Origin of the sequence: Lentzea sp. NPDC003310, from assembly GCF_040610935.1 — a bacterium.
Lineage (GTDB): Bacteria > Actinomycetota > Actinomycetes > Mycobacteriales > Pseudonocardiaceae > Lentzea.
The window spans coordinates 192,634-216,200 of sequence record NZ_JBEXNC010000004.1; the positions used below are offsets into that span (position 1 = coordinate 192,634).

General features: G+C 71.5%; 20 protein-coding genes. 9 read left to right on the forward strand and 11 right to left on the reverse strand.

The window, feature by feature from the left end:
* Positions 1-75 precede the first annotated feature (75 nt).
* A complete protein-coding gene (locus ABZX02_RS08460; protein ID WP_355296147.1) occupies positions 76-915 on the forward strand; it encodes a helix-turn-helix transcriptional regulator in 840 nt (279 codons plus the stop codon).
* Here the strand turns inward: ABZX02_RS08460 and ABZX02_RS08465 are convergent.
* Positions 908-1,384 carry a GNAT family N-acetyltransferase gene (locus ABZX02_RS08465; protein WP_355296149.1) on the reverse strand — a complete coding sequence of 159 codons (477 nt, stop codon included), beginning with the start codon at positions 1,382-1,384 and terminating at the stop codon, positions 908-910. The two genes, ABZX02_RS08460 and ABZX02_RS08465, sit on opposite strands and share 8 nt — an antisense overlap.
* Positions 1,381-2,403: an alpha/beta hydrolase-fold protein gene (locus ABZX02_RS08470; protein WP_355296151.1), complete on the reverse strand. Its 1,023-nt coding sequence runs from the start codon at positions 2,401-2,403 to the stop codon at positions 1,381-1,383. Before ABZX02_RS08470 ends, ABZX02_RS08465 begins: the two co-directional genes overlap by 4 nt.
* A gap of 53 nt (positions 2,404-2,456) precedes the next feature.
* Here ABZX02_RS08470 and ABZX02_RS08475 point away from each other — a divergent pair, with 53 nt between their 5' ends.
* From ABZX02_RS08475 to lnt, 5 genes are all read left to right on the forward strand, one after another.
* Positions 2,457-3,038, forward strand: coding sequence for a TetR/AcrR family transcriptional regulator (locus ABZX02_RS08475; protein ID WP_355296153.1), 582 nt, complete (start codon positions 2,457-2,459; stop codon positions 3,036-3,038).
* A 47-nt stretch (positions 3,039-3,085) separates the two neighbouring features.
* Positions 3,086-3,856: a glucose 1-dehydrogenase gene (locus ABZX02_RS08480; protein WP_355296155.1), complete on the forward strand. Its 771-nt coding sequence runs from the start codon at positions 3,086-3,088 to the stop codon at positions 3,854-3,856.
* Between the two features lie 94 nt (positions 3,857-3,950).
* Positions 3,951-5,552 carry a sigma-70 family RNA polymerase sigma factor gene (locus tag ABZX02_RS08485; protein ID WP_355296157.1) on the forward strand — a complete coding sequence of 534 codons (1,602 nt, stop codon included), beginning with the start codon at positions 3,951-3,953 and terminating at the stop codon, positions 5,550-5,552.
* Positions 5,553-5,652: 100 nt separating this feature from the next.
* Entirely contained in the window at positions 5,653-7,083 is a 1,431-nt protein-coding gene (gene mptB / locus ABZX02_RS08490; RefSeq protein ID WP_355296159.1) for a polyprenol phosphomannose-dependent alpha 1,6 mannosyltransferase MptB, read from the forward strand.
* A complete protein-coding gene (gene lnt / locus ABZX02_RS08495) occupies positions 7,070-8,539 on the forward strand; it encodes an apolipoprotein N-acyltransferase (protein WP_355296160.1) in 1,470 nt (489 codons plus the stop codon). The genes mptB and lnt overlap by 14 nt, the downstream gene beginning before the upstream one ends.
* Here the strand turns inward: lnt and ABZX02_RS08500 are convergent.
* From ABZX02_RS08500 to ABZX02_RS08510, 3 genes are all read right to left on the reverse strand, one after another.
* The gene (locus ABZX02_RS08500) at positions 8,516-9,439 is read right to left on the reverse strand and encodes a helix-turn-helix domain-containing protein (protein WP_355296162.1); all 924 of its coding nucleotides are present in this window, start codon (positions 9,437-9,439) and stop codon (positions 8,516-8,518) included. The two genes, lnt and ABZX02_RS08500, sit on opposite strands and share 24 nt — an antisense overlap.
* A 180-nt stretch (positions 9,440-9,619) precedes the next feature.
* On the reverse strand, positions 9,620-10,045 hold the full coding sequence (locus tag ABZX02_RS08505; protein WP_355296164.1) for a peptidase inhibitor family I36 protein: 426 nt from the start codon (positions 10,043-10,045) through the stop codon (positions 9,620-9,622).
* 133 nt (positions 10,046-10,178) lie between these two features.
* A complete protein-coding gene (locus ABZX02_RS08510) occupies positions 10,179-11,624 on the reverse strand; it encodes a phenylacetate--CoA ligase family protein (protein ID WP_355296165.1) in 1,446 nt (481 codons plus the stop codon).
* A gap of 136 nt (positions 11,625-11,760) precedes the next feature.
* Between ABZX02_RS08510 and ABZX02_RS08515 the strand changes: the two genes are divergently transcribed.
* From ABZX02_RS08515 to ABZX02_RS08525, 3 genes are all read left to right on the forward strand, one after another.
* Positions 11,761-13,413, forward strand: a complete 1,653-nt coding sequence (locus ABZX02_RS08515) for a choice-of-anchor B family protein (RefSeq protein ID WP_355296167.1) — start codon at positions 11,761-11,763, stop codon at positions 13,411-13,413.
* A gap of 52 nt (positions 13,414-13,465) precedes the next feature.
* On the forward strand, positions 13,466-14,329 hold the full coding sequence (locus tag ABZX02_RS08520; RefSeq protein WP_355296169.1) for a hypothetical protein: 864 nt from the start codon (positions 13,466-13,468) through the stop codon (positions 14,327-14,329).
* A gap of 65 nt (positions 14,330-14,394) precedes the next feature.
* Positions 14,395-15,513 (forward strand): glycosyltransferase, encoded by a 1,119-nt coding sequence (locus ABZX02_RS08525; protein ID WP_355296171.1) that lies wholly within the window; start codon positions 14,395-14,397, stop codon positions 15,511-15,513.
* Here the strand turns inward: ABZX02_RS08525 and ABZX02_RS08530 are convergent.
* From ABZX02_RS08530 to ABZX02_RS08555, 6 genes are read right to left on the reverse strand one after another with little or no spacing between them, the layout of a single operon-like run.
* The gene (locus ABZX02_RS08530; RefSeq protein ID WP_355296173.1) at positions 15,485-16,762 is read right to left on the reverse strand and encodes a cation:proton antiporter; all 1,278 of its coding nucleotides are present in this window, start codon (positions 16,760-16,762) and stop codon (positions 15,485-15,487) included. The genes ABZX02_RS08525 and ABZX02_RS08530 overlap by 29 nt on opposite strands.
* Before the next feature lie 16 nt (positions 16,763-16,778).
* Positions 16,779-18,074 (reverse strand): cytochrome P450, encoded by a 1,296-nt coding sequence (locus tag ABZX02_RS08535; RefSeq protein WP_355296175.1) that lies wholly within the window; start codon positions 18,072-18,074, stop codon positions 16,779-16,781.
* Positions 18,068-19,063: an alpha-hydroxy acid oxidase gene (locus ABZX02_RS08540; RefSeq protein WP_355296177.1), complete on the reverse strand. Its 996-nt coding sequence runs from the start codon at positions 19,061-19,063 to the stop codon at positions 18,068-18,070. The genes ABZX02_RS08535 and ABZX02_RS08540 overlap by 7 nt, the downstream gene beginning before the upstream one ends.
* Entirely contained in the window at positions 19,060-20,598 is a 1,539-nt protein-coding gene (locus tag ABZX02_RS08545) for an NAD(P)-binding domain-containing protein (RefSeq protein ID WP_355296179.1), read from the reverse strand. The genes ABZX02_RS08540 and ABZX02_RS08545 overlap by 4 nt, the downstream gene beginning before the upstream one ends.
* Positions 20,583-22,001 carry a fatty acid--CoA ligase family protein gene (locus ABZX02_RS08550; protein WP_355296180.1) on the reverse strand — a complete coding sequence of 473 codons (1,419 nt, stop codon included), beginning with the start codon at positions 21,999-22,001 and terminating at the stop codon, positions 20,583-20,585. Before ABZX02_RS08550 ends, ABZX02_RS08545 begins: the two co-directional genes overlap by 16 nt.
* Positions 21,988-23,532: an NAD(P)-binding domain-containing protein gene (locus ABZX02_RS08555; RefSeq protein WP_355296182.1), complete on the reverse strand. Its 1,545-nt coding sequence runs from the start codon at positions 23,530-23,532 to the stop codon at positions 21,988-21,990. The genes ABZX02_RS08550 and ABZX02_RS08555 overlap by 14 nt, the downstream gene beginning before the upstream one ends.
* Positions 23,533-23,567 lie beyond the last annotated feature (35 nt).

A 23,567-nucleotide genomic window follows, 5' to 3' on the forward strand; every position in this document is an offset into this window, starting at 1 on the left:
AGTTGCGGCAGAGAGCTCTTGTCGGGGGATCGGCGATCCCTGGTTCCCGCCGCGAGACCCCGGATACTGGGGTGCATGGATCGGGTGGAACTCGCGGGATTCCTCCGGCGCCGCCGGGAGGAGCTCAGGCCGGAGGACGTCGGCCTGCCGGTCGGCGCGCGCAGGCGGGCGCCGGGGTTGCGGCGCGAGGAGGTCGCGGCGCTCGCCGCCATGTCGACCGACTACTACACGCGCCTGGAGCAGCAACGCGGCCCGCAGCCGAGCGAGCAGATGCTGGCCGCCCTGGCCCGCGCCCTGCGGCTGAGCGACGACGAACGCGACTACCTGTTCCGCGTCGCCGGGCGCAACGCCCCCTCGCCCCGGGCCACCTCGACGCACGTGGCCCCGGCGCTGCAACGGGTGCTCGACCGGCTCGACGACACCCCCGCGCTGGTCCTGTCGAACCTCGGCGAGGTGCTGGTGCAGAACAGGTTCGCCGAGGCGCTCTACGGCGACTCCTCGCGCTTCACGGGCCTGGCGCGCAGCGGGATCTACCGCTGGTTCACGAACCCGGACGAACGGCTGATGTACCCCGAGCACGACCGCGACCGGCAGAGCCGCACCCAGGTCGCGAACCTGCGCGCCGCCTACGCCTCGATGGGCGAGCGGTCCCGCGCGGGCGAGCTGGTCCGCGCGCTGCGCAAGGAGAGTGCGGAGTTCGCCGAGCTCTGGGAACGGCACGAGGTCGCGAAGCGCTACGAGGACCACAAGGTGCTGATCCACCCGCAGCTCGGCGAGATCGAGGTGGACTGCCAGGCGCTGTTCACCGAGGACCAGTCGCAGGCGCTGCTGGTGCTGACCGCGCCGCCGCGCACCGAGGCGTTCGAGAAGATCCAGCTGCTCGGCGTGCTGGGCACGGAGAAGTTCGTCAGCTGAGGACGAGGACGGTCTCCTCGACCTCGGCCTTCCGTCCCGCCGCGTAGCCGCTGTCGGTGCCCACGACCTGGAACCCCGCCCTGGTCAGCACCCGCAGCGAGCCCGCGTTGTCGCTCGCGGCACGGGCGTGCAGCGGCCGCACCGTGACCTCCCGCAGCAGCAACGCGACCGCCCGCCCGGCCACGCCCTGCCCCCACACCTCCCGGTCGACCCAGTAGGTGATCTCCGTGTCGCCCTCGATCACGAAGCTCGCGATCAGGCCGACGACCCGCCCGTCCCCGACGATCGCCCGGTTCGTGGTCTCCGGGTTCGCGAGGTTGCGGCTCAGCCACGCGTCGAACGCCGGCCGGTCGTCCGGGTTCTCGGCCGTGAACGCCGCCATGGCAACGGATTCCGGGTCTCTCATGAACTCGAAGAGGGCGTCGAAATCGGCGTCCTCGACGGGCCGGAGCATGACTTCACGGATCATCGAGCCAGCCTAGCCGCGAGCCACTCCAGCGAGAGCGGATAGCGGAAGTCGATCCCGCCGTGGCCCGCGTCGAACAGCTCGAAGTGCACCCGCTCGTCCCGCAGCCCGGCCGCCGCGATCTCCCGGCGGAACGCCTGGGCGCCGAGGTCGAGGTAGTACTCGTCCCTGGTGCCCGCGTCGATCCACACGGCCCGCAGCGACCGGACCGCGTCGGCGTGGCCGGCGACCATCAGGACCGGGTCCCAGTCGAGCCAGCGCTGCCACAGCTCGGGAACGGGTGCGCCGGTGAGCGGGTCGAACGGCAGTCGCGGCGTGCCGTCGTCGTCGGCCGAGAAGCACGCGGCCACGCCCAGCAGCCCGAGCAGGTCCACGTCCTCCGGCTTGGTGAACGCCGTCCGGGACCGGAAGTCCGCCCACCACGCCTGGACGTCGTGGTCGTAGCCGCGCAACGCTCTCGCGGCCTTGCCGAAGTCCGCGAGGTAGCAGAGCTCGTACAGCGCGTCGCCCGCGTGCGTGGCCAGCGCGCCGAACAGGTCCGGCCGCAGCATCGGCGTGATCATCGCGCCGAACCCGCCCGACGACTTGCCGGCGATCGCCCGCGACTCGCGGTCCGGGATCGTGCGGTAGTGCGCGTCGACCCACGGCACGACCTCGTCGCACAGGTAGGAGTGGTAGCGGCCGGTGCCGGGGGAGTCGACGAACTGCGAGCCGCCGTACGAGGTCCACGCGTCGACGTAGACGACGACGCAGCCGGGGGCGCCGCCCGCGAACACCGCGTCGGCCGTCTCGAGGAACGGCTGGCGGAACGGCGTGCGGTTCGCCCACATCGCCACGTGCCCGGTGTAGCCCTGGATCACGTACACGGCGGGGTAGCGCTCGGCGCCGGAGTCGTAGCCCGGCGGCACGTACACCCACACCGGCCGCTCGTGCGGGTCGCCCAGTGGGTTGTCGCGCAGCAGCGCCGACTCGACGGTGCGCCGGTCCAGCCGGCCGGCGAGCGGTCCCTCCCAAGGCAGCATGGCCCCAGTCAACCACAGTGGACCCGCTGGTCCAGAAAACCTACTCTGGGCGCATGGCACTGACGACGAAGGGGCGCGCGACCCGGCAGCGGATCATCGAGGGCGCCGCGGCCCACCTGCGCAGCGACGAGCCCGCGGGCGTGACGCTGGACGACATCCGGGCGATCACCGGCACCAGCAAGAGCCAGATCTTCCACTACTTCCCGGACGGCAAGGAGGAGCTCTTCCTCGCCGTGGCCCGCCACGAGGCCGACCGCGTGCTCGACGACCAGCAACCCCACCTCGGCGCGCTCACCTCGTGGGCGGCCTGGGAGCGGTGGCGCGACTCCGTCGTGGCCCGGTACCGCGCGCAGGGGCGCCACTGCCCGCTCGGCACGCTGATGGGGCAGGTCGGCGGCACGCCCGGCGCGCAGGAGGTGATCGCCACGCTGCTCGGCCAGTGGCAGGCCCACGTGCGCAAGGGGATCGCCGACATGCAGGCCTCCGGCCTGGTGCGCGCGTCCCTCGACCCCGACCGGGTCTCCGCCGCGTTCATCGCGGGCGTCCAGGGCGGGGTCCTGGTGCTGCTGAACACCGGCAGCGTCACGCACCTGGAGGCGGTGCTCGACACGCTGATCGACCACCTGCGGGGCTAGGTTTTCTGGACTTGCTGGTCCAAAAAAGTGCTCGTAGCTTCGAGGACATGACACAGCGACTGCAGGGCAAGACCGCTCTCATCACCGGTTCCACCAGCAACATCGGCCGCTCGATCGCGCTCGCCTACGGGCGGGAGGGCGCGCACGTCGTGGTCTCCGGGCGCGACGAGGCCAGGGGAGCGGAGGTGGTCGAGCAGATCCGCGCGAACGGCGGCAAGGCCGACTTCGTCCGCGCCGACCTCGACGGCTCGCCCGCCGCGAGCCGCGCGCTCGCCACCGAGGCCTCCGAGCTGCTGGGCGGCCGCGTCGACGTCCTCGTGAACAACGCGGGCATCTACCCGCCGTCCACGACCCCGACCACGGACGAGGAGACGTTCGACCGCGTCTTCGGCGTGAACGTCAAGGCGCCCTTCTTCCTCACCCAGGCCCTCGCCCCGGCCATGATCGACGCGGGCGGCGGCGTGGTCCTCAACCTCGGCTCGTGGATCACCCGGCTCGGTGTCCCGAGCGGGTCGATCTACAGCACCAGCAAGGGCGCGATGGAGACGCTCACCCGCGCCTGGGCCTCGGAGTTCGGCCCGCAGGGCATCCGGGTCAACGCCATCTCGCCCGGCGTCATCGCCTCGGCGGACTGGGACGAGACCATCCGCGCGCAGGCCGACGTGATGATGCGCGGCACGCCCGCCGGCCGGTCCGGGCACCCGGACGCCATCGCCGCCGCGGCCGTCTACCTGGCCTCCGACGACGCGGAGTTCGTGCACGGCGTCGTGCTGGACGTCGACGGCGGACGCACCGGAGTGGCGGTCGTCGCCGTGTGACCCCGGTCACCTTCCGACCCGGTTTCTGTGACCTGACGTGAGACTCGCCGGTCTCCCATGGCGTAGAGGAACTCGGTCGGCGAAGGGTGCGGAAGTGACGGGTCGGGAGTGGCTGGGGCAGGTGGACGCGGAGCAGGTGCAGGCCGCGCGGACCGGTGATCGGACGGCGCTCGACGCCGTGGTCACGGGTTCCCTACCCCTGGTCTACAACGTCGCCGGTCGGGCGCTGCACGCCGATTCCGACGTCGACGACGTCGTGCAGGAGACGATGGTCCGCGTGATCCGCGGCATCGACGCGCTGCGGGAACCCGACCGGTTCCGCTCGTGGCTGGTCGCCGTCACGATCAACCAGGTCCGCGAGCACTACCGCCGCCGCGACCTGGCGCCGGCACCGCTCGAGGAGTACGACCGGGCCGACCCCGGCGCCGAGTTCGTCGAGACCGCGCTGTCGCGGCTGCACTTCGCCCAGCAGCGCCGGGAGGTCGACGAGGCCGCGCGCTGGCTCGACCCGGCCGACCGCGAACTGCTCGCGCTGTGGACGCTCGAACGCGTCGGGCAGCTCACCCGCTCCGAGGTCACCGACGCGCTCGACCTCGGCGCGCACGCGGTGACCGTCCGGGTCAGCCGGCTCAAGGGCAGGCTGGAGACGATCCGCCACCTCGTGCGGGCGTTGTCGATGGAACCGCGCTGCGCGGGCCTCGACCGGGCCGCGCAGGGCTGGAACGGCGAGCCGAGCCCGTTGTGGCGCAAGCGGCTCCTGCGGCACGTCGACGACTGCGGCCGCTGCGGGCGCGGCGTGGACGACGCGATGCCGGTCGAGCGCATCCTGACCGGCGCCGCGTTGCTCGTGGTCCCGGCCGCCTACCTGCCCCGGTTGCTGGAGAGCCTCGCCGACGTCACCCCCGACCTCGTGGCGCACGCGGCCGAACTGGCACCCGCGGGCCACCTGGCCGACCCCGCCGGCCCCGCGAGCCACCTCGCCGAACCCGCCGGCGTGTTCGCGAAGCTCGCCGCCAAGCCGGTGCTCGTGGCAGCGGGCGCGGTCGCGGTGTGCGCGCTGGTCGGGGTGGTGGGCGCGGTCGTGCTGCTGCCCTCCGACCCGCCGGCCGCCGTCGCGGGGCCGCCCACCACCCAGGGCCTCGCGCTCTCCACCTCCTCGTCGCAGGCGCCCGAGTCCACGTCCGCGTCGTCGAGCGCGCCGTCCTCGGCTCCCAGCAGCACGACCACGACGACGACCACCACGACGACGCCCGAACCCCCGAAGGTCGCCACGCCGGAAGAACGCGTCCTCGCGCTGATCAACGAGACCAGGGCCCGCGAGGGCCTGCCGCCGCTGACGGTCGACCCCGCGCTCGTCACCGCCGCCGACCGGCACACCAGGGCGATGATGAGCAACGGCTGCGGCCTGTCGCACCAGTGCCCCGGCGAGAGCGGGCTGGGGGAGCGCAGCACCGCCGCGGGCGTGAAGTGGAGCTCGGTCGCGGAGAACGTCGGCATGGGCGGCCCGGTCAAGGACAACGTCGAGGCGATCTCCAAGATGGCTCTCGGCCTCACCCAGGGCATGATCGACGAGAAGCCGCCCAACGACGGCCACCGCAAGAACATCCTGAGCAAGTCGTCCACCCGCATCGGCATCGTGGTGATCCGCGACGCCAAGGGCACCGTGTGGATGACGCACGACTTCGCCGGAAGTTGAGTCGCGCGGCCGGAATTCAAAAGATCATCCTGAAGTAGTACGGGAGAACGCGACCACGGTCGGACGCGTGACGATCCGTCCGGAAAGCACTGTCTCTCCCGTGCAGACCGTCACCTACCGCTGGCCGACCGCGGTCGAGACCCCCACGGCCGCCGGAACCCCGGACCTGGTGCGCTGGACGGGTTTCGGCGGTGCGCTCCTGCTCACCGCCGGGGCGTGGGCCGTGCAGGTCAGAACCGGTGGCGCGGTGGCGCTGGGCGCGGCGATCGCGGGGGCGGGACTCGTCGTGCTGACGTGGGCGCTGCTCGGCCGCACCGGGGCGGACCCGCACTGGCTGCGCCGGACGCTGGCCTGGTGGTGCGCGCCGCTGCTGGTGGCCCCTCCGCTGTTCAGCATGGACGTCTACAGCTACCTGGCCCAGGGCGAGGTAGCCGCGAACGGCCTCGACCCCAACGCGGTCAGCCCCGCCGTGGGCGCGAGCGCGGAGGCCGTGGCCCGCGTCGGCGTGTACTGGCGGGAGACGCCGTCGCCGTACGGGCCGTTGTTCAGCACCGTCGAACGGGCGATCACGGAGATCACCGGCGGCAACCCGGCGCTGGGCATCGGGCTGCACCGGTTCACCGCCGTGCTCGGCCTGCTGCTCGTCGTGTGGGCGGTGCCGAAGCTGGCGGCGATGGCGGGCGTCGAGGAGCGCACGGCGTTGTGGCTCGGCGTGATGAACCCGTTGGTGCTGTGGCACCTCGTCGGCGGTGTCCACAACGACGCACTGATGCTCGGCCTCATGCTCTCGGGCACTGTCGTCGCGCTGCAGGCACTTCCCGAGCTGAAGTGGTGGCAGTACACGGCCGGTGTGGTGCTGATCGGGCTGGGCGCGCAGGTGAAGCTGCCCGCCCTGGTGGCGCTCGCGGTCGTCGGCACGGCGCTGGCCCGCAGGCTCGGCGGCGGCTGGTTCCGGTTCGTCGCCTCCGGGTGCGCCATGGTCGTGGCCGCCGCGGTGGTGGCGGTCGTGACGTCGCTCGCCGGCGGGTCGGGCTTCGGCTGGGTGCGGGCGCTCGGCACACCGTCCAAGGTGAACAGCTGGATGGCGCCGACCAACTGGCCGGGCTACCTGGCGGGTGCGGTGTTCGGGCCGGAGACCGGGCAGGCGATGATTTCCTCGGCACGGATCGCGGGGCTCGTGCTGATCCTGTGCGGCGTGGCGGCGGTGGTGCACCGGCAGCTGCGCGGCGGGGTCTCCGAGGTGATGTCGCTGGGGTTGATGATGAGCCTGATCGTGGTGCTGGGGCCGGTGATCCAGCCGTGGTACCTGCTGTGGGCCGTGCTGCCGCTGGCCGCGTGCCTGCCGGTGGGGACGTGGCGCACCCGCGTCGCCGTGCTCGCCGGGGTGTTCGCGCTGCTGGTGCCGCCGCTCGCGGGCAACTTCGCGGGCCGGGTGCCCGAGCTGGTCGCGGCTTACGTCGTGGGGATCGGCCTCGTGGCCGGCGCGCACCTCGTCCTGCGCCGGGCGAGGGTGTCCGTTGCGGCGGCCTGATCTCGCGCGGTACGGCGCCGCCGCGCTGGCCGGTGGCGCACTGGCCCTGAGCTTCCCGCCGCGAACGCTCTGGTGGCTCGCCGTGCCCGCGTTCGTGGTGTTCTGGCTGGCGCTGAAGGGCGCGGGCGCCCGGCGGTCGGCAGGCCTCGGGTTCACGTTCGGGCTCGCGTTCTTCCTGCCGCACCTGTGGTGGATCCAGCACTTCCTGGGCGACGACTTCGGGCCGTGGCCGTGGCTCGTGCTCAGTGCGTTGATGGCGTTGTTCATCTGCGGTGTCTGCGCGTTGTTCCCACTGGTCGGCCGGCTGCCGGCGGCTCCGGTGTGGGCGGCGCTGCTGTTCGTGCTGCAGGAGACCCTGCGGGGACTGATCCCGTTCAACGGCTTCCCGTGGGGCCGGGTCGCGTTCGGGCAGGTCGACGGGCCGTTCGCGCGCCTGGCCGTGCTCGGGGGAGCGCCGCTGGTGACGTTCGCGGTGGTGTTCACCGGGTTCGGCCTGGCCGCCTGGTTCCCGCGCTGGACCCGCGCCTGGGCGCTCGTGCCGGTCGTCGCCGCGCTCGCCGTCGGCCTGCTGATCGCGATCGAGCCGCAGACCGGGCAGAAGACCGTCGCGGTCGTGCAGGGCAACGCGCCGGACGTCGGCCTCGGCCTGCTCTCCGAAGGCGCCACCCTGCGGGAGAACCACCTGCGCAAGACCGCGGAGCTGGCCGCGCTGGTCCGCGGCGGCGCCCTGCCGAAGCCGGACCTGGCGGTGTGGCCGGAAAGCGCGACCCGCACCCGCGACCGCGACCCGGTGCTCGACGCCGCCATCGCCGACCTCGGCGTGCCGACCCTCGTCAGCGCGCTGCGCGACAACCAGAACGCCGTCATCGCCTGGGACCCGGCGACCGGGGCGGGCGAGTCGTACGCGAAGCAGGAGCTCGTGCCGTTCGCCGAGCACATCCCGCTGCGCCCGCTCGCCCGGATCTTCACCCCGTTCGCCGACCAGCCCGACCTCGACGCGGGCACGCGACCCGGCGTGCTCGACATCGCGGGCACCCGCGTGGGCGTCGGCATCTGCTACGAGGTCGCGTACGACTACGTGCTGCGCGAGAGCGCGGCCGACGGCGCCCAGCTCCTGGTCGTGCCGACGAACAACGCCTGGTACGGTCCCGGCGAGATGACCTACCAGCAGCTCGGCATGGCCCGCCTGCGCGCGATCGAGCACGGCCGCGCGGTCGTCGTCGCGGCGATCAGCGGGGTGAGCGCGGTCGTGCGACCCGACGGCAGCGTCGTGAAGTCGACCGGGATGTTCACCGACGACCTGATGGTGGACACCGTGCCGCTGCGCACGGACCTGACGTTCGCGACGAGGTTCGGCGGCGCGGTCCACGTCCTGCTCACGGCCGCGGCACTGGCCGCGTGCGCGATCGGGGTGTGGAGGCGCCGCCGCCCCTCAGTTCTTGCCGAGCAGGGCTGACCCCAGCAGCGTGCGCTGGTGCAGCACCGAGAGCCCCTGCCTCTCCGTCGTGAGCAGCCCCGCCTCCCGCAGCACCGTCGTGTGCCGGCTGACCGACGACGGGGACGCCCCGAGGCGCTCCGCCAGCTCGGTCGTCGTGGCCCCGGCCCCGACCGCCGCGAGCACCGCCGACCTGGTGGTGCCGAGCAACGCCGCGAGCGCGCCCTGCTCCCGCCGCCCGCTCGCGAGCTGCCGCTGCCACGTCCAGTCGTGGTGCAGCGGGTACACCAGCGTCGGCGGCAGTCCCGGATCGGCGAACGCGACCGGGGTGCGGCGGCAGAAGTACGACGGCACCAGCCGCAGCCCGCGCCCGTTGAGGTGCAGGTCGCGGTCGTTCGCGTACTGGACCTCCAGCACCGGCGCCCGCCAGTTCATCAGCGGCCACATGCCCCGCAGCAGACCCTCCACGTCGGACGCGAGCCCGGTGCGGTGCACGCGATCGGTCTCGACCGCCTCCTCGATCAGGTCGCCGTACGGCTCGACGACCACGCGGTGGTACCGGGTGAGCGCCTCGGCGAGCCCCAGCAGGGACTCACCGTCGCCCGCGGCCAGCGGACGCGTCCACTCCGGGGTCGGCCGCACGCCCTCCAGCAGGCGGAACTCCTCGCGCAACCGGTGCCGGGGTGTGGACCGGATGGCGGCCAGCGCGCTGCCCAGACCCTGCGCGCCCTCGGGCGGTGTCAGGAAGTCCGGGAAGTACGGCCCTTTCGGCGCCAGCACGGACAACATGCGGACGCCCGACGTGATCACCTGCCGGTCCCCGTTGCGGCGGAGGTGACGCAGCCACGGCTGCAGCATCACCCCGCTGTCCAACTCGGTCAGCCGAAGCCAGCTGAACACCATTTCCCAGAGCGGATCCACCCTTTCTGCTACCTGCGTTCGCTCCAGATCACCAGTGGAAAAATGGATGCGCAACACAGCAACCTCCCCAGTCCAGGTCACCGCGCACAACGATACCGAGCGTGTCGATCCGCCATTCCGAGCAACGCGAAACTGGACGGAGGACCAGGTCCCACGTCCAGTTTCCCGTGCTATGTGGGATCAGCCGCAGCTCGTGCTGACCCACTTGTGCGAGCGCAGCTCGTAGGTGCCCGCGAGGTCACCCTTCTTGCCCTGCTTCGTGCAGCCGATCGAGTTGTTGTGACCGGTGTTCAGGTAGTACCGGACGCCCGTGGCGGAGGACGTCCCCCGGTTGTAGACCGACTTGACCGGCCGCTCCGTGGCCCAGGAGCACTTGTAGGTACCCGAGGTCCAGTCGGTGTCGGCGACGTCCCACATGCAGCGGTTGCCCTTGCCGCCGAAGCCGTCCCAGAAGCACACGTTGCCGAGGTTGCAGTCCCAGGCGGCCAGCGCCTGACCGGTCTCGGAGTCGTACGCCGCCCCCACGGCGGCGGTCTCGGCGACCGGGGCCTGCGCCTGCGCGCTCGGCGCCGCGAGGGCGACCGAGAACAGCATGGCGAGCGGCATCAATGCCAGAACAATGCGCCGAACGAAACTCAAAGTAATTCCTCCCCAGTCCTGCCGTGATTTCGGACGACGCCACTTTAGGGAGGACGGGGGAGTTCCGAAAAGCCTTTTCGTCGTGGTGCAATAGCGCTTTTCAGGCCCGTCGGGTGTACCTGTGTTTCACGCCGACGGGGAAGTAGTCCGGGTCCCCGTGCGGCCTCAGCACCACCTCGGGCAGCTGCCGCTCGGCGGGCACGTAGTGCGCGTACTCGCTGTTGAGCCGCAGCAGCTGGACCTTGATCGCCTCGGCGATCCCGGCCGCGTCCGCCGTCGCGCCCGGCGCGGTCTCGACGGTGATCCGCAACGACCGGTCGCGCTCGGCGTCCTCGACGGACTCGATCACGAACTTCCCGGTGACCGAGTCGCTGACACCGGGTTGTTCGAGACCCACGGTCACGTTCTCCGGGTACACGTTGGCACCGAAGAACGACACCGTGAACAGCGACCGTCCGAAGAGGAACACGAACGGCAGGTCCGGTCCCGGCTCCGGCGTGAAGCCGTGCTCCGCGCAGTACGCGAGCAGCTCGTCGTGCCCGAGGATCCCGCCCTCGTCGGCGATCCGGTAGCGGACCAGCGGGATCCCGCCGTCCGCGGTGAACACCAGCGTGCCGTCGTGCACCTCGAAGAACCGGCTCGCGGGGTCGTACTGCACGAGCGTCGGCAACCGGGAGTCGCCGAAGACCTCGCGCGCCCGCTCCGGCCGTTCGGCGAAGAACCGGCGGATGCTCGCCGACCGCGCGGTCTCGTTGCCCAGCACGCCGGAATCCGCGGTGCCGTAGAGGGAAGCGATGTCGGTGACGGGGTTCGCGATCCCCGCCCGTCGTGCCACGAGGTCCCGCCACTGCTCGCTGAACACCTCGCCGGCCAGCACGAGCTTGATCCGGTGCGCGGCCCAGTCGACCCCTCCGGCCAGACCGGTGTCGACCACGTCCTTCACGAACGGCGGGTAGCCCAGCAGCACCACCTGTTCGAAGTGCGGCGCCAGCTCCGGCAGCACGCGCAGGATCTCGGCCTTGTTGTTACCCGGCGCCACCACGGTGATCGGGCACCCCTTGGCCGCCAGGTGCCGCACGCACGCCTGCGTGAACAGCCCGCCCACCCAGGTGCCGAGCGGGAAGCACACCACGGCCAGCGTCGTGCGCTCGTCCGCGTGGAACCCGTCGACGAGCACCTGCTCGAACCGCCGCGCCACGTGCAGCTCGTCCTCGACGCCGCGCGGCCAGATCGTGGGACGGCCGCTGGAGCCCGACGACACCGCGATCATGTCGCAGTTCTCGAGCCTCCCGTCGCGGCACAGCTGCGGCAGCGGGTAGCGCTCGTGGTAGCTCGCCTTGTCGAGCAGTGGCAGCCGCCGGAAGTCCTCGAACGTCGTGACCGCGTCCGGCTCGATCCCGTTGGCGCGCAGCAGGTCCCGGTAGGCGGGCACGGTCCGCGCCGTCCGCTCGAACAGGTCCAGCACCCAGCTGTCCGACCGGGGTTCGCGCGGTGCGAAGAAGTCGTCGAACGCCTGGCGCACGCGCCCCTGCCGACTGGTGTCCATGAGACGGAGCGTATCGAGTCGATCGACGGTCCGGCCGAACCAGACGAACGACGGTTCACGGCGAGTACCTGCTGCTTCTACGGTCTGTGGTTGACCGGAACACCCCTGCACTTCCGGTGATGAGGAGTCCAACTTCATGAAATCCCTGCGCATGGGCGCGCTGGCCGTCTTGACGGTCTCAGCGGTCGCCCTCTCGATGACGGGCGCCTCCGCCCACGACCCGAACACCGCCGAGGGCCAGGCCGCCGCCCGGACCTTCCTCGCCGACCACCTGCCGGCCGACCGCCACACCGTGAGCGGGACCGCTGCCGGTGTGCCGTGCGTGAACGGCAAGGCCGACGTCTACCCCTGCAAGAACGTGGACCTGCTCAGCGTGCTGCCGCTGTCCGCGATGGGCGGCGGCAACGGCAACGACATCTGGGGCTGGACCGACCCGTCCTCCGGCAAGGAGTACGCGATCGTCGGCCGTACCAACGGCACCGCGTTCGTCGACGTCAGCACGCCCACCTCGCCGAAGTTCCTCGGCAACCTGCCGTCCAACGGCGGCAGCAGCTCGTGGCGCGACATGAAGGTCTACAAGGACCACGCGTTCATCGTCGCCGACTTCATCACCGGCCACGGCATGCAGGTGTTCGACCTGACGCGCCTGCGGACCGTCACCACGCCGCAGACCTTCACCGCCGACACCCTGTACAAGGAGTTCGGCCCGGCGCACAACATCGCCATCAACGAGGAGACCGGCTACGCCTACGCGATCGGCTCCAACACCTGCAGCGGCGGCCCGCACATGGTCGACATCCGCACGCCCAAGTCGCCCAAGAACGCGGGCTGCGTCGCGCAGGACGGGTACACGCACGACAACCAGTGCGTGATCTACCGCGGTCCGGACGCGACCTACCGGGGCCGGGAGATCTGCTTCAACTCCAACGAGGACACGCTGACGATCGTCGACGTGACCGACAAGGCCAACCCGAAGCAGATCGTGCGCAAGGCCTACTCCGGCGCGCAGTACTCGCACCAGGGCTGGCTGACCGAGGACCAGCGCTACTTCCTGCTCGACGACGAGCTGGACGAGTCGCGCGGCACCGACAAGCGCACCAAGACCTACATCTGGGACCTGCAGTCGCTCGCGAACCCCGTGCACACCGGCGTCTACAACTCCCCGGCCACGGCGATCGACCACAACCAGTACATCAAGGGCAAGTACTCCTACCAGGCCAACTACCAGGCGGGCCTGCGCATCCTCGACGTGAGCGGCGTGGCGTCGGCGCAGCTGACCGAGGCGGGGTACTTCGACATCTACCCGGCGGCGAACGAGGCGAAGTTCAACGGGGCGTGGAGCAACTACCCGTACTTCGCGAGCGGCATCGTCCTCGTCAACGGCATCGAGCAGGGCCTCGTCGTGGTCAAGCCGAACCTCGGCGCCGTCGAGCCGCCGCCCGCCGGCGGGAAGTTCGAGAACACGGCCGACGTGCAGATCCCGGACCGCGGTGCCGCGGTGACGTCGCCCGTCGCGGTCTCCGGTGTGTCCGGCAAGGCCCCGGCGGCGCTGAAGGTGAACGTCGACATCAAGCACCCGTACCGCGGCGACCTGGTGATCGACCTCGTCGCGCCCGACGGCACCTCGTTCCGCCTCAAGGGTTCCGGCAACGACTCGGGCGACAACGTGGTGACCACCTACGAGGTGAACGCCTCCGCCGAGGACTCCGCAGGCACCTGGCAGCTCAAGGTGCAGGACGTCGCGAGCTCCGACGTCGGCTACATCGACGCCTGGAGCCTCCAGTTCTGACCTGACGCGGGTGGGCGGCCTCGTGCCGCCCACCCGCGCCGCGAGGAGTGTCATGCGCAAGCTGAGCATCACCGACTGGTTCTTCGTCCTGCTCGCCGTCGCCGTGGTGGCGGGCGGCGGGATCATGGTGTTCGCCAAGTCCGCACCACCGATGCAGCACCAGAACATGGGCGCGGTCGTGCCCGCCGCGCACAGCGACGGACTGTCCGACACGGAGAGCGGCTACCGCCTGGAGCCGGTCACCACGCCCGGTGCGCGGGGTGCGGCCGTGCCGGTGGCGTTCCGCATCCTCGACAGCACCGGCAAGCCCGTCACCAGGTTCCTCGACAACCAGACCAAGCAGATGCACTTCTTCTCGGTCCGCGAGGACATGGCCGTCTTCGAACACCTGCACCCGGTGCTGGAAGGGGACACCTGGCACACCGCCGTGTCGTTGCCCGACGGCGGCGTCTACCGGCTGTTCGCGGAGTTCGTGCCGCTCGACACGGCGGACCCCCGCCACCCGGTGGTCCTGGGGCTGCCGTTCAGCGTCCCCGGCGACACGACGATCGCCGCGGTGCCGGCCCCGGCGGACGGCGTCACGGCCACCGACGGCTACACCGTGCAGCGCGTGGACCGAGGCGAGCTCAAGCCCCTGAGCGCACACGAGTTGCGGCTGTCGATCCGCGCGCCGGACGGCACGCCCGTGAGCTCGCTGGAGCCCCACCTCGGTGCCAACGGCCACATGACCGGCTTCCACACCATGCTGCTGTCGGCCACGCACCTGCACCCGGTGGAACTGGCCGGAATTCCTTTGAACAACGGCGAACTGAGCTTCCAGGCGGTGTTCGCCGACCGCGGGGAGTACCGGCTGTTCCTGGAGTTCGTGCACGGCGGCAAGCTGCGCCGCGCCGCGTTCACCGTCGGAGTCGCTTGACTCTATAGCTTCAGTGTTGACTAAAACTCGTCCTCGGTGGTCGGAAGATCGTTAGCCTCGACGGGGTGCGCATCCTCTTCTCGTGCCGCCCCGCCCACGGCCACGTGTTCCCGCTGGTCCCGCTCGCCAGGGCGTTCCAGGCGGCCGGTCACGAGGTGGTGTTCGCGACCGGCGCGGGCTTCCTGGACGTGGTGCGGGGGCTGGGTTTCGAGGCGCACGCGGCCGGGATCTCGGTGGGGGAGGCCGAGACCGAGGCCCGCCGGCGGCACGGCGACGCGGACGTCCCCACGTTGCTGATCACCATGTTCGCCGACGTGCTGCCGCGCGCGACGGTCACCGACCTCGCCGCGCTGTTGCCGCGGCTCGAACCCGACCTCGTCGTCTACGAGCAGAGCGACGTCGGAGCCGCGAAAGCCGCCCGCGACGCCGGGATCCCGTTCGCGTCGCACGTGATCGGGCGGTCGATGCCGCCGGAGATCCAGCGGCTGGCGGCCCCGGAGATGGCGTGGCTGTGGGACGGCGCCGCGCCCGCCGACCTGATGCTGGGCGACGTCGTGGTCGACCTGTGGCCGGACGTCGTGCGGGACCCCGTCGTCGCCGCGCTGCCGACGGTGCTGCGGCAACGGCCCACCGCGTTCGACCTGGACGTGCCGCTGCCGGCCATCGACACCGCGAAACCGTTGGTGTACCTGACGCTCGGCACCGTCTCCTTCGGACGGACGGAGGTGCTGCGGGCCGCGCTCGACGGGCTCGCCCGCCTGCCCGTGACCGTGCTCGTCGCGCTCGGCCCCGGTGATCCGGCCGCCCTCGGCCCGGTACCGGGCAACGTCCACGTGGCCGGGTTCGTGCCGCAGGCGGAGGTGCTGAGGCGGGCGGAGCTCGTGGTGCACCACGGCGGCACCGGCACGGTGCTCGGCGCGCTCGCCGCCGGTCTGCCGCAGCTCGTGCTGCCGCAGGGCGCCGACCAGTTCGTCAACGGCGACGTGCTCGCGGCGGCGGGCGCGGGCACTCAGCTCGTGGGGGAGGCCGTGACCGCGGACGCCGTCACGGCCGCGGCCGCGCACCTGCTCGACGACCCGTCCGCACGGGCGGTCGCCGCGACGGCGGCGGCCGAGATCGCGGGGATGCCGGACCCGGCCGCCGTCGCCGAGCGGCTCACGGCACTGGTGCGGGGGACGGTTTGACGTCGGCCTGGGCCTCCAGGTGGTCGGGCAGCGACGCGCGGTAGATCGGCATCGCGGCGGCGGTGGTGACGATCGCGACGGCGACGAGGATCGCGAACATCTCCGGCGTCACCAGGTCGTAGGCGAGACCGATGTTGATGAAGATGAGGATCATCAGGCCGCGCGCGTTCATCAGGCCGCCGACCGCCGAGGCGTACCGCCACGAGTAGCCCTGCGCGCGGACCACGAGCCCGCAGCCGAGGTACTTGCCCGCGAACGCCGCCAGCATGATCACCGCGAGCGGGAACCAGAGCGCACCGCCGGAGCCGAACCCGTCGACGCGCGTGTTGAGGCCGCTGAACGCGAAGAAGACCGGCAGCAGCAGGATCGAGTTGAGGTCGGAGAGCTTGGCGTCGAGCTCCTGCCGCACGACCTTCGAGTTCGGCATGGCGAGTCCGGTGATGAAGCCGCCGAACACCGAGAACACGCCGATGAGGTCGGTGTACCAGCCGGCGAGCAGGACGATCAGCAGGATGACGGCCACCATGTCACGGCTGAGCTTGCCGTCGCGCTCGGCGCGTTCGCCGAGCTTGGCGAGCCACTTGCGGCCGAGCGTCAGCATGAGCACCGCGAAGATCGCCGCGCCGAGGATGGTGCGCACGGCACCGGCCGGGCTGCCGGACGCCCCGACGGCGATGATCAGCGCGAGGAAGCCCCACGCCACGGCGTCGTCGATCGCGGCCGCGACCAGCGTGAGGCCGCCGATGGGGGTGTTGGCGATCCCGCGTTCCTGCAGGATCCGCGCCAGCATGGGGAAGGCGGTGATCGACAGGGCGCCGCCGACGAACAGCATGAAGATCCACAGGCTCGCCCCGTCGGGGCTGAGCGAGTCGTAGAAGAGCACCGCCGCGCCCGCCCCGAGCAGGAACGTGGGGACGATGCCGGACACGGCCAGCACGCCCGCCTTGCGCGCGTTGGACCCCGTGGTGAGGCCGTGGTCCAAAGAGGACCCGACGAGGAACATGTAGAAGGTGAGCCCGATGGTGCTGAGCACGTAGAGCGTGCTCTTGACGTCGGCGGGGAAGAGCTGGGCCTGCAGGCCGGGGGCGAGGGCGCCGAACAGCGCCGGGCCGAGCAGGACGCCGGCGATCATCTCGCCGACGACCCTGGGTTGTCGGACGAGCAGGGCGAGCCGCCCGCAGACGGTGGTCGCCGTGAGCACGACCGCCAGCGCGGCGAAGACCTGCAACGCGAAGTGGATCTGGTTCACCGGGCATCTCCTGGGATCAGTGCCGGACCGGGCAACCCTGCGTGTCGTGGGTGTCGAAGTAGCGGCCCGCGGGGCGGAGCCGGTGGGCGTGCAGCACCATCGCGGTGCCGAGCACGAGCTGGACGACGCTGCGCCCGACGTCCTCGGCGCGGTCGCGCACGCGCATCAGCGCGAGCCGGGCGCGGGGCACCGGGCCGTCGCGGACGAGCAGGCACGGGCCGCGGCTGGGGAGCGAGCGGGTGTGCGCCACCGAGGAGTGCGGGGTGACGCGGCGCAGGACCTCCCGCGCGGACGCGCGCAGCGCGATGGGCGACAGGCGCCAGGCCGGGCAGGGGCGGTTGGCGGCGACGCCGAACGGGATGTGGTGCTCGTTGCGGGCGGCGGTGTTCTCCCAGCGGCCGGGGTCGAACTCGTCGGGGTTCGCGTAGCCGGTGGCGTGGTAGGCGGGGTAGTCGAAGCACAGCACCGAGCCCGCCGGGAACGAGGTGTGCTCGTCCAGCACGATGTCGGCGGTCGTGATGCGGTGGGCGATGCCGAAGAGTGGGTAGAGGCGGAAGGTCTCGTCGAGGACGTGGGCGAAGTGCCGGTCGTCGTCGATTCCCCGGGCTGCTTCGGGGTGCTGGGCGAGGGCGAGCAGCAGGTGCGCCATCGCCTCGGACATCTGGACGACGGCGGTGTTGAAGTAGGTGCCCTGCAGGTAGTGCACCTGCTCGGTCTCCGACAACGTCGTCGGCAGCGGGTGCCGCACGTCGGCGAGCCGGGTGGCGAGGTAGCGGGTGAGGCGGGCGCGGCGGGCCGGGTGGCGCAGTCCCGTGCACTTGAGCGAGGTGACGACGTCGGTGGCGTGCGCGACGATGAGGTCACGGGCGTCGCGTGGGCAGGGTTCGCCGAAGACCAGTTCGTAGAAGTACTCGGCCCACACCGGCATCATCAGCTCGCGCAGGCGGACGGCGGTGACGCGGCCGGTGAGCACCTCGTCGAGGACCTTCGCGGTGCAGCGGGTCGCGGTCGCGGCGAGGGCGTCGGCGGGTCCGGCGAGGAACGTCCGGGTCGCTCGGGCGACGTCGTCGTAGCGGGGTCCGGCCTCCAGGTGTTCCTGGTGGACCTCGGGACCGGGGGAGAGCCAGTACCAGAACAGGTCCGACAGCCCGGCGCCCTTGCTGCGGCCGTTCGCGGCGGGGTGGCTGTAGAGCTCCTGGAAGCGGTCGGGGCCGACCTGGTCGTTGGGGAAGGTGAGGGCGTTGTCGCCGTTGACCTTCTCGAAGACCTTGGCGCGCAACGCGACGACGTGGGCGGGCAGCCGGTTCAGCACCGCGTCACCACCATGTCGCGGGTGAGCTCGCCGCCGCACAGCGTCAGGACGTGCCGGAACTCGTCGCGCAGCACGTCGAGGACGCGGCGCACGCCCTGCTCGCCGTCGGCGGCGAGGCCCCAGAGCACGGGCCTGCCGATGCCGACGGCGCTCGCCCCGAGCGCGATCGCCAACGCGATGTCACCGCCGCTGCGGACTCCGCCGTCGAGCACGACGGGCACGCGTCCGGCCACCGCGTCCACGACGGCGGGCAGGGCGTCGAGCGAGGCCGGGGCGAGGTCGAGCTGGCGGCCGCCGTGGTTGGAGACGACGATGCCCGCGACGTCGTGCGCGACGGCGATCTCGGCGTCGCGCGGGTGCAGGACGCCCTTGACCCACAACGGGAGCGAGGTCATGTCCCGGAGCCGGTCGAGGTGGTCCCACGAGATCGCCGGTGACATCTCGATGTTGCGCAACGGGACCCCGGCGAGGTCGCGCATGTTCTCCGCGGCCAGTCCGGCGGGCAGGTCGTGGAAGCCGTGGGCGATGTCGCGGCGGTGGCGGCCGAAGACGGGGGAGTCGGCCGTGACCATCAGCGCCGTGCAGCCCGCCCGTTCCGCGCGGCGCACCAGTGCTTCGGTGACGTTCATGTCGGGCTGGACGTAGAGCTGGAACCACACGGGCCCGGTCGCGGCGGCCACGACGTCGGCGATCGGCGTGGTCGAGGCCATGCTCGACACCAGTGCCGTGCCGGCCGCTCCCCGCGCGGTCGCCCGTTCCCCGTCGGGGTGGGCGAGCCGGTGGAACGCGGTCGGCGCGAGCAGCACCGGGAAGTCGTCGCCGATCTCCTTGCCCCGCAACACCCTCGGCAGCAGGGCCAGGCGCCGGAACGCGGCCTCGTTCGCCGCGAGCGCGACCTCGTCCCCGGCCCCGCCCGCGAAGAAGTCGTGGTGGACGGGGTCGAGGACCGCACGCGCCTTGTCGTGCAGCTCCGCGAGCACGGGGTTCACCGCAGGTACTCCCGCAACGGTGCTTTGTGGACGGTCTCGCTGTCCCACTCGTTCTCGAGGTTCTCGGTGATGTGGTGCTCGTCCACGAGCTCGCCGCCGCGGAACCGCCGCACGACGGGGTGCAGGTAGCGGCCGTCGAGCCCGCTGGTGTCGTCCTGCGCGGTGCGGCCGGCGGTGATGTCGAACGGGTTGACCTTGTCGTGGTCCGCGCCGTACTCCAGCGTGACGGTCAGGTAGGACTCGACGTCGCCGAACTCGCCGCGCGCGACCGCCTCGTGCAGGTGCGCGACGGGCACCTCCTCGACGTACCGCGCGGAGCCGTCGCCGCTGATCAGCACGGCGTCGGCGAGGAAGGCGAAGAGCTGCCACAGCGCGGAGGTCCGGTTGACCCGCTCGATGATCGCGTCGGTGAGGTCCTGCACGGACCGGCTGGGCCAGTCGACGCCGTGGTAGCGCTGCTCGGTGATGCGGTGCAGGGCGCGCACGCCGTAGCGGAAGCCGTGGATGAACCCGCTGGTCGACTTCTTGAAGTCGCGCATCTGCGTGATCGTGCCCGCGAAGAACAGGTCCGGGACGTTCACCGACTCCCAGGCCGCCGTCTGGTCGGGGAAGCGGGACCTGATGGTGAGCTGCGGGCGGCACTCGGGGGCGAAGATCGAGGCGTCGAACCGGAACCCGGTCGCGAGGATCACCCGGTCGTAGCGGATCTCCTTGACGACCTCGTTGACGCGTTGGAAGGACACCTTGACGTGGAAGCCCTCGTCGTCGCGCCGGATGCCCGCGATGTGCCCGTCCAGCACGGCGTTCTGCGACTTGAGCTGGTAGGTGTCGAGGAAGTTGTTGTTCACCGCGCGCAGGTGGCCGACGAAGTGCGTCTGCCAGGCCAGCTTCAGCGAGCCGGGCCCGGCGACGTGGATGACCGACGCGGTCTCGACCAGGGCGTCGGCGGTCTCGAACGCGGAGTTGCCGCGCCCGATGATCAGCACCTTCTTGTTCGTGAAGTCCTGCGGGTCGACGGAGACGTCGTAGTAGTGCTCGGCGTGCTCCACGCCGTCGATGTCGGGCACGTACGGCTGCGAGACACCGGTGGCGACGATGACCCGTTTCGCCCGGTAGGTGCCGCCGTGCTGGTCGCTCACCACGAAGTCGTCCGGGCGCGTCACCGACACGACGCGCGTGTCGTAGCGGACGGGCAGGTCGTTCTTGACGGCGAAGTCGCCGAGGTAGCGCACCATGTCGTCGGCGTCGGGGAAGTAGCGCGGGGTGTAGCCGGTGAACAGCAGGTCGGGATCGTCGGAGAGCAACGAGTTCCAGTCGACGCGCAGGTTCAGCTCGGGGTCGTCCCAGCCGGTGTGGATCTTGTTGATGGAGATGAGCTGCCGGTGCCGCGGGAAGCGCGTGAAGAACGTCCCCGCCGCCTGGCCGGCCTCCAGCACCAGGTGCTCCCGCCCGGCCTGCTTGAGCAGGTAGGAGGCCTGCAGCCCGGCCGGGCCCGCGCCGATGACGAGACAGTCGGTCGTTACCTCGCTGGACACGCCATTCTCCTTAGCTCGCGCTTGTCGGGTTTGCCGCTGGGGGCGACGGGAGGTTCGGGGATCGCCGTGATCGCGGCCGGGGCGCAGGCCGCGCCCAGCCGTGCGGACACGAGGTCGCGGATCTCCTGGTGGGGCGGGACGCGATCGGCCTTGGGCACCACGAACACGTGCACCGCCTCGCCGGTCTCGTCGTCGGGCACCGCGACCGCGTAGGCCTCGGCGATGTCCGGGTGCTCGGCGACGACCTGCTCGACCGGTCCGAGGTAGTGCAGGTTCGCGTTGACGATGACGACGTCGCGGGCCCGCCCGGTCAGCCGCAGGTACCCGAAGCCGTCGAACCGGCCGAGGTCGCGGGTGCGCACCCAGCCGTCGGTGAAGACCTCCGCGGACTCCTCGGCATCGCCCCAGTACCCGCTCGCCTGGCCGGGCGTGCGCACGAAGAGCTCACCGCCGCGCACCTGGACGTGCGTGGGGGGAATCCCCACCGTGCCGGGCGGATCGTCGGGCGTGGCCATCGAGATCATGCCGGTCTCGGTCTGCCCGTAGCCGTGGAACAGCACCGGCCCCAGCACGTCGAGGGCCTCGCGGTGGCGTTCGGGGGTGAGGGGAGACCCGGACACCAGGAGCGCCTTGAGGGTGGACAGGTCGGCGGGGTCGCGTTTCTGCGCCGCGACGAGCTTCGCGAGCCCCGGCACGGTGATGACGCGCGCGGTCGCCTTGAGGCCGGTGATCGCGGTGGCCGGGTCGTCGGCGACCACGACCGTGCCGCCCGCGGCCAGGGTGACGGTCGCGTACTCGAACATGACCTGGCTCGACAGCGATCCGAACACGAGGTAGCGGTCGAGCCGCGCCGCCAGCTCCCGGATCGCGGGCGGCCAGGCGTCGGGGTGGGCGGCCCAGGCGTCGGTCATGGCCTGGTAGGTCTGGGCGCAGGCCTTGGGAGCGCCGGTGCTGCCGCTGGTGTGGATGAGGCGGGCGATGCCGTGCGGGTCGCCGTCGCAGTGCAGGGGGCCGGGGGAGTGGCGGAGGAGGCCGGCGACGGTGAGGGCGGACGGGGTGCCGGCGGCTCCCGCTCCGCCCCCGTCCGTCACCACGGCCTTGATGTCCAACCCCAGCAGGTGCCGCACCTGCCCCTCGGTCAGCCCCGGCCGCACCCCCACGACCCGCGCCCCCACCACGTGCCCGGCCAGGATCACCGCGAACGCCTCGGCGTTCACCCCGAGCAGCAGCGCGAGCCCGTCGCCGCGCGAGACCCCGCCGGCCCGCATCCCGGCCGCGGCCCGCGCCACCAGGTCGAGCATCCCGGCGCCGGTCACGACGCGGTCCCCGTGCTCGAACACCGGCCGGTCCGCGGCGGCGAGCACGTCGAGCACCGCGCGCGGGAACGGCTCACGCGCCGGCAAGGCATTCCTTCACGAACACCACGAGCGGCTGCTGGTGCACCTCCGGCAGGTCCCAGTGGTTCTCCAGGTTCTCGGCCAGGTGGTGCGTCGCCGCGAGCACGCCGTGCCGGTAGTAGCGGACCACCGGGTGCAGGTAGCTCGCGTCGGCGGCGTTGGCGGCGTCGTTCTCCGCCACGCGCGGGATGCTGATGTCGAACGGGTCGACGGTGTCGTGGTCTGGGCCGTACTCGAGCGTCGCGACGAACCGGTGCTCGGCCGGGCCGAGTCCGCCGTCCGCGACGTGCGCGACCGGCACCTCCTCGGTGTAGCGCGCGGTCGTGCCGTCCACGCTCACGACGTCGCCGATGACCGTGAACTGCTGCCACAGGCACGAGGACGTGTTGACGCGGGCGATGACGGCGTCGCTGATCGCCTCGGGGGACAGGTCGAGGTCGGCGCCGTGCCACTGGGTTCCGTGGTTGCGGGCGCTCAGGACGCGGTGCAGCGCGCGGGCGCCGTAGCGGAAGCCGTGGATGAAGCCGCTGGTGGACTTCTTGAAGTCGCGCGACTGCGTGATCGTGCCGGCGAAGTAGAGGCCGGGGACGTTCACCGACTCGAACGCCGAGGTGAGCTGCGGGAAGCGGTCCTTGATGATCAGGGCGGGCGCGCAGTTCTCGGCGAAGATGGAGGCGTCGAACCGGAAGCCGGTGCACGCGATGATGCGGTCGTAGTCGAGTTCACGAACCTTCTCGACCGTGCGCGCGTAGCGGAACTGGATGCGGAAGCCGCCCTCGGGCCGTGGCTCGATGCGTTCGATGGTGCCGTCGATGACCGCGTTCTCGGACTTGAGCTGGTAGGTGTCGAGGAAGTTGTTGTTCACCGCCCGCAGGTGCCCGACGTAGTGGGTCTGCCAGGCGAGCTTCACCGAGTGCGGCCCGGCGACGTGGATGACGGCCGCGTTCTCGACCAGGGCGTCGGCGGTCTCGAAACCGGAGTTGCCCTTGCCGATGACGAGCACCCGCTGCCCGGTGAACGACTCCGGGTCGGTGTCGAAGGTGTCGTAGCGCTCGGCGTGCTCGATGCCGGGGATCGGCGGCACGTAGAGCTGCGAGACGCCGGTGGCCATCACGAGGTTCTTCGCGTGCCAGGTGCGCCCGGTGCCGTCCTCGACCGCGAACCCGGTGTCGTCGCGGGAGATCCGGGTGACCTCGACGTCGTAGTGGACGCTCAGGCCGGCCGCGCAGTCCTGGAGGTAGCGGACGATGTCGTCGGCGTCCGGGAAGTAGCGGGGCGTGTAGCGGGTGAACAGCAGCTCGGGGTCGTCGAGCAGCAGCGAGTTCCAGTCCATCCGCATCCGCCGCTCGGGGTCGGTGGTGCCGGTGTGGACCTTGTTGATGGAGATGAGCTTGCGGTGCCGCGGGTAGCGGGTGAAGAACGTGCCGGCCCCGCTGCCGCGTTCGAGGACCGCGTAGTCGCGACCGTCCCGGTCGAGCAGTGCGGCGAGCTGCAAACCGGCCGGTCCCGCGCCGATGATCAGGTAGTCGTGGGCCATGGACGGGGAAGCTACCCACGCGATCTCAGAACTTT

What these genes read in the sequence shown, in the direction of transcription:
- ABZX02_RS08460 (WP_355296147.1), top strand. Translation starts at nt 76, where the DNA reads ATGGATCGGGTGGAACTCGCGGGATTCCTCCGGCGCCGCCGGGAGGAG.
- ABZX02_RS08465 (WP_355296149.1), bottom strand. Translation starts at nt 1,384, where the DNA reads ATGATCCGTGAAGTCATGCTCCGGCCCGTCGAGGACGCCGATTTCGAC.
- ABZX02_RS08470 (WP_355296151.1), bottom strand. Translation starts at nt 2,403, where the DNA reads ATGCTGCCTTGGGAGGGACCGCTCGCCGGCCGGCTGGACCGGCGCACC.
- ABZX02_RS08475 (WP_355296153.1), top strand. Translation starts at nt 2,457, where the DNA reads ATGGCACTGACGACGAAGGGGCGCGCGACCCGGCAGCGGATCATCGAG.
- ABZX02_RS08480 (WP_355296155.1), top strand. Translation starts at nt 3,086, where the DNA reads ATGACACAGCGACTGCAGGGCAAGACCGCTCTCATCACCGGTTCCACC.
- ABZX02_RS08505 (WP_355296164.1), bottom strand. Translation starts at nt 10,045, where the DNA reads ATGCCGCTCGCCATGCTGTTCTCGGTCGCCCTCGCGGCGCCGAGCGCG.
- ABZX02_RS08510 (WP_355296165.1), bottom strand. Translation starts at nt 11,624, where the DNA reads ATGGACACCAGTCGGCAGGGGCGCGTGCGCCAGGCGTTCGACGACTTC.
- ABZX02_RS08515 (WP_355296167.1), top strand. Translation starts at nt 11,761, where the DNA reads ATGAAATCCCTGCGCATGGGCGCGCTGGCCGTCTTGACGGTCTCAGCG.
- ABZX02_RS08520 (WP_355296169.1), top strand. Translation starts at nt 13,466, where the DNA reads ATGCGCAAGCTGAGCATCACCGACTGGTTCTTCGTCCTGCTCGCCGTC.
- ABZX02_RS08555 (WP_355296182.1), bottom strand. Translation starts at nt 23,532, where the DNA reads ATGGCCCACGACTACCTGATCATCGGCGCGGGACCGGCCGGTTTGCAG.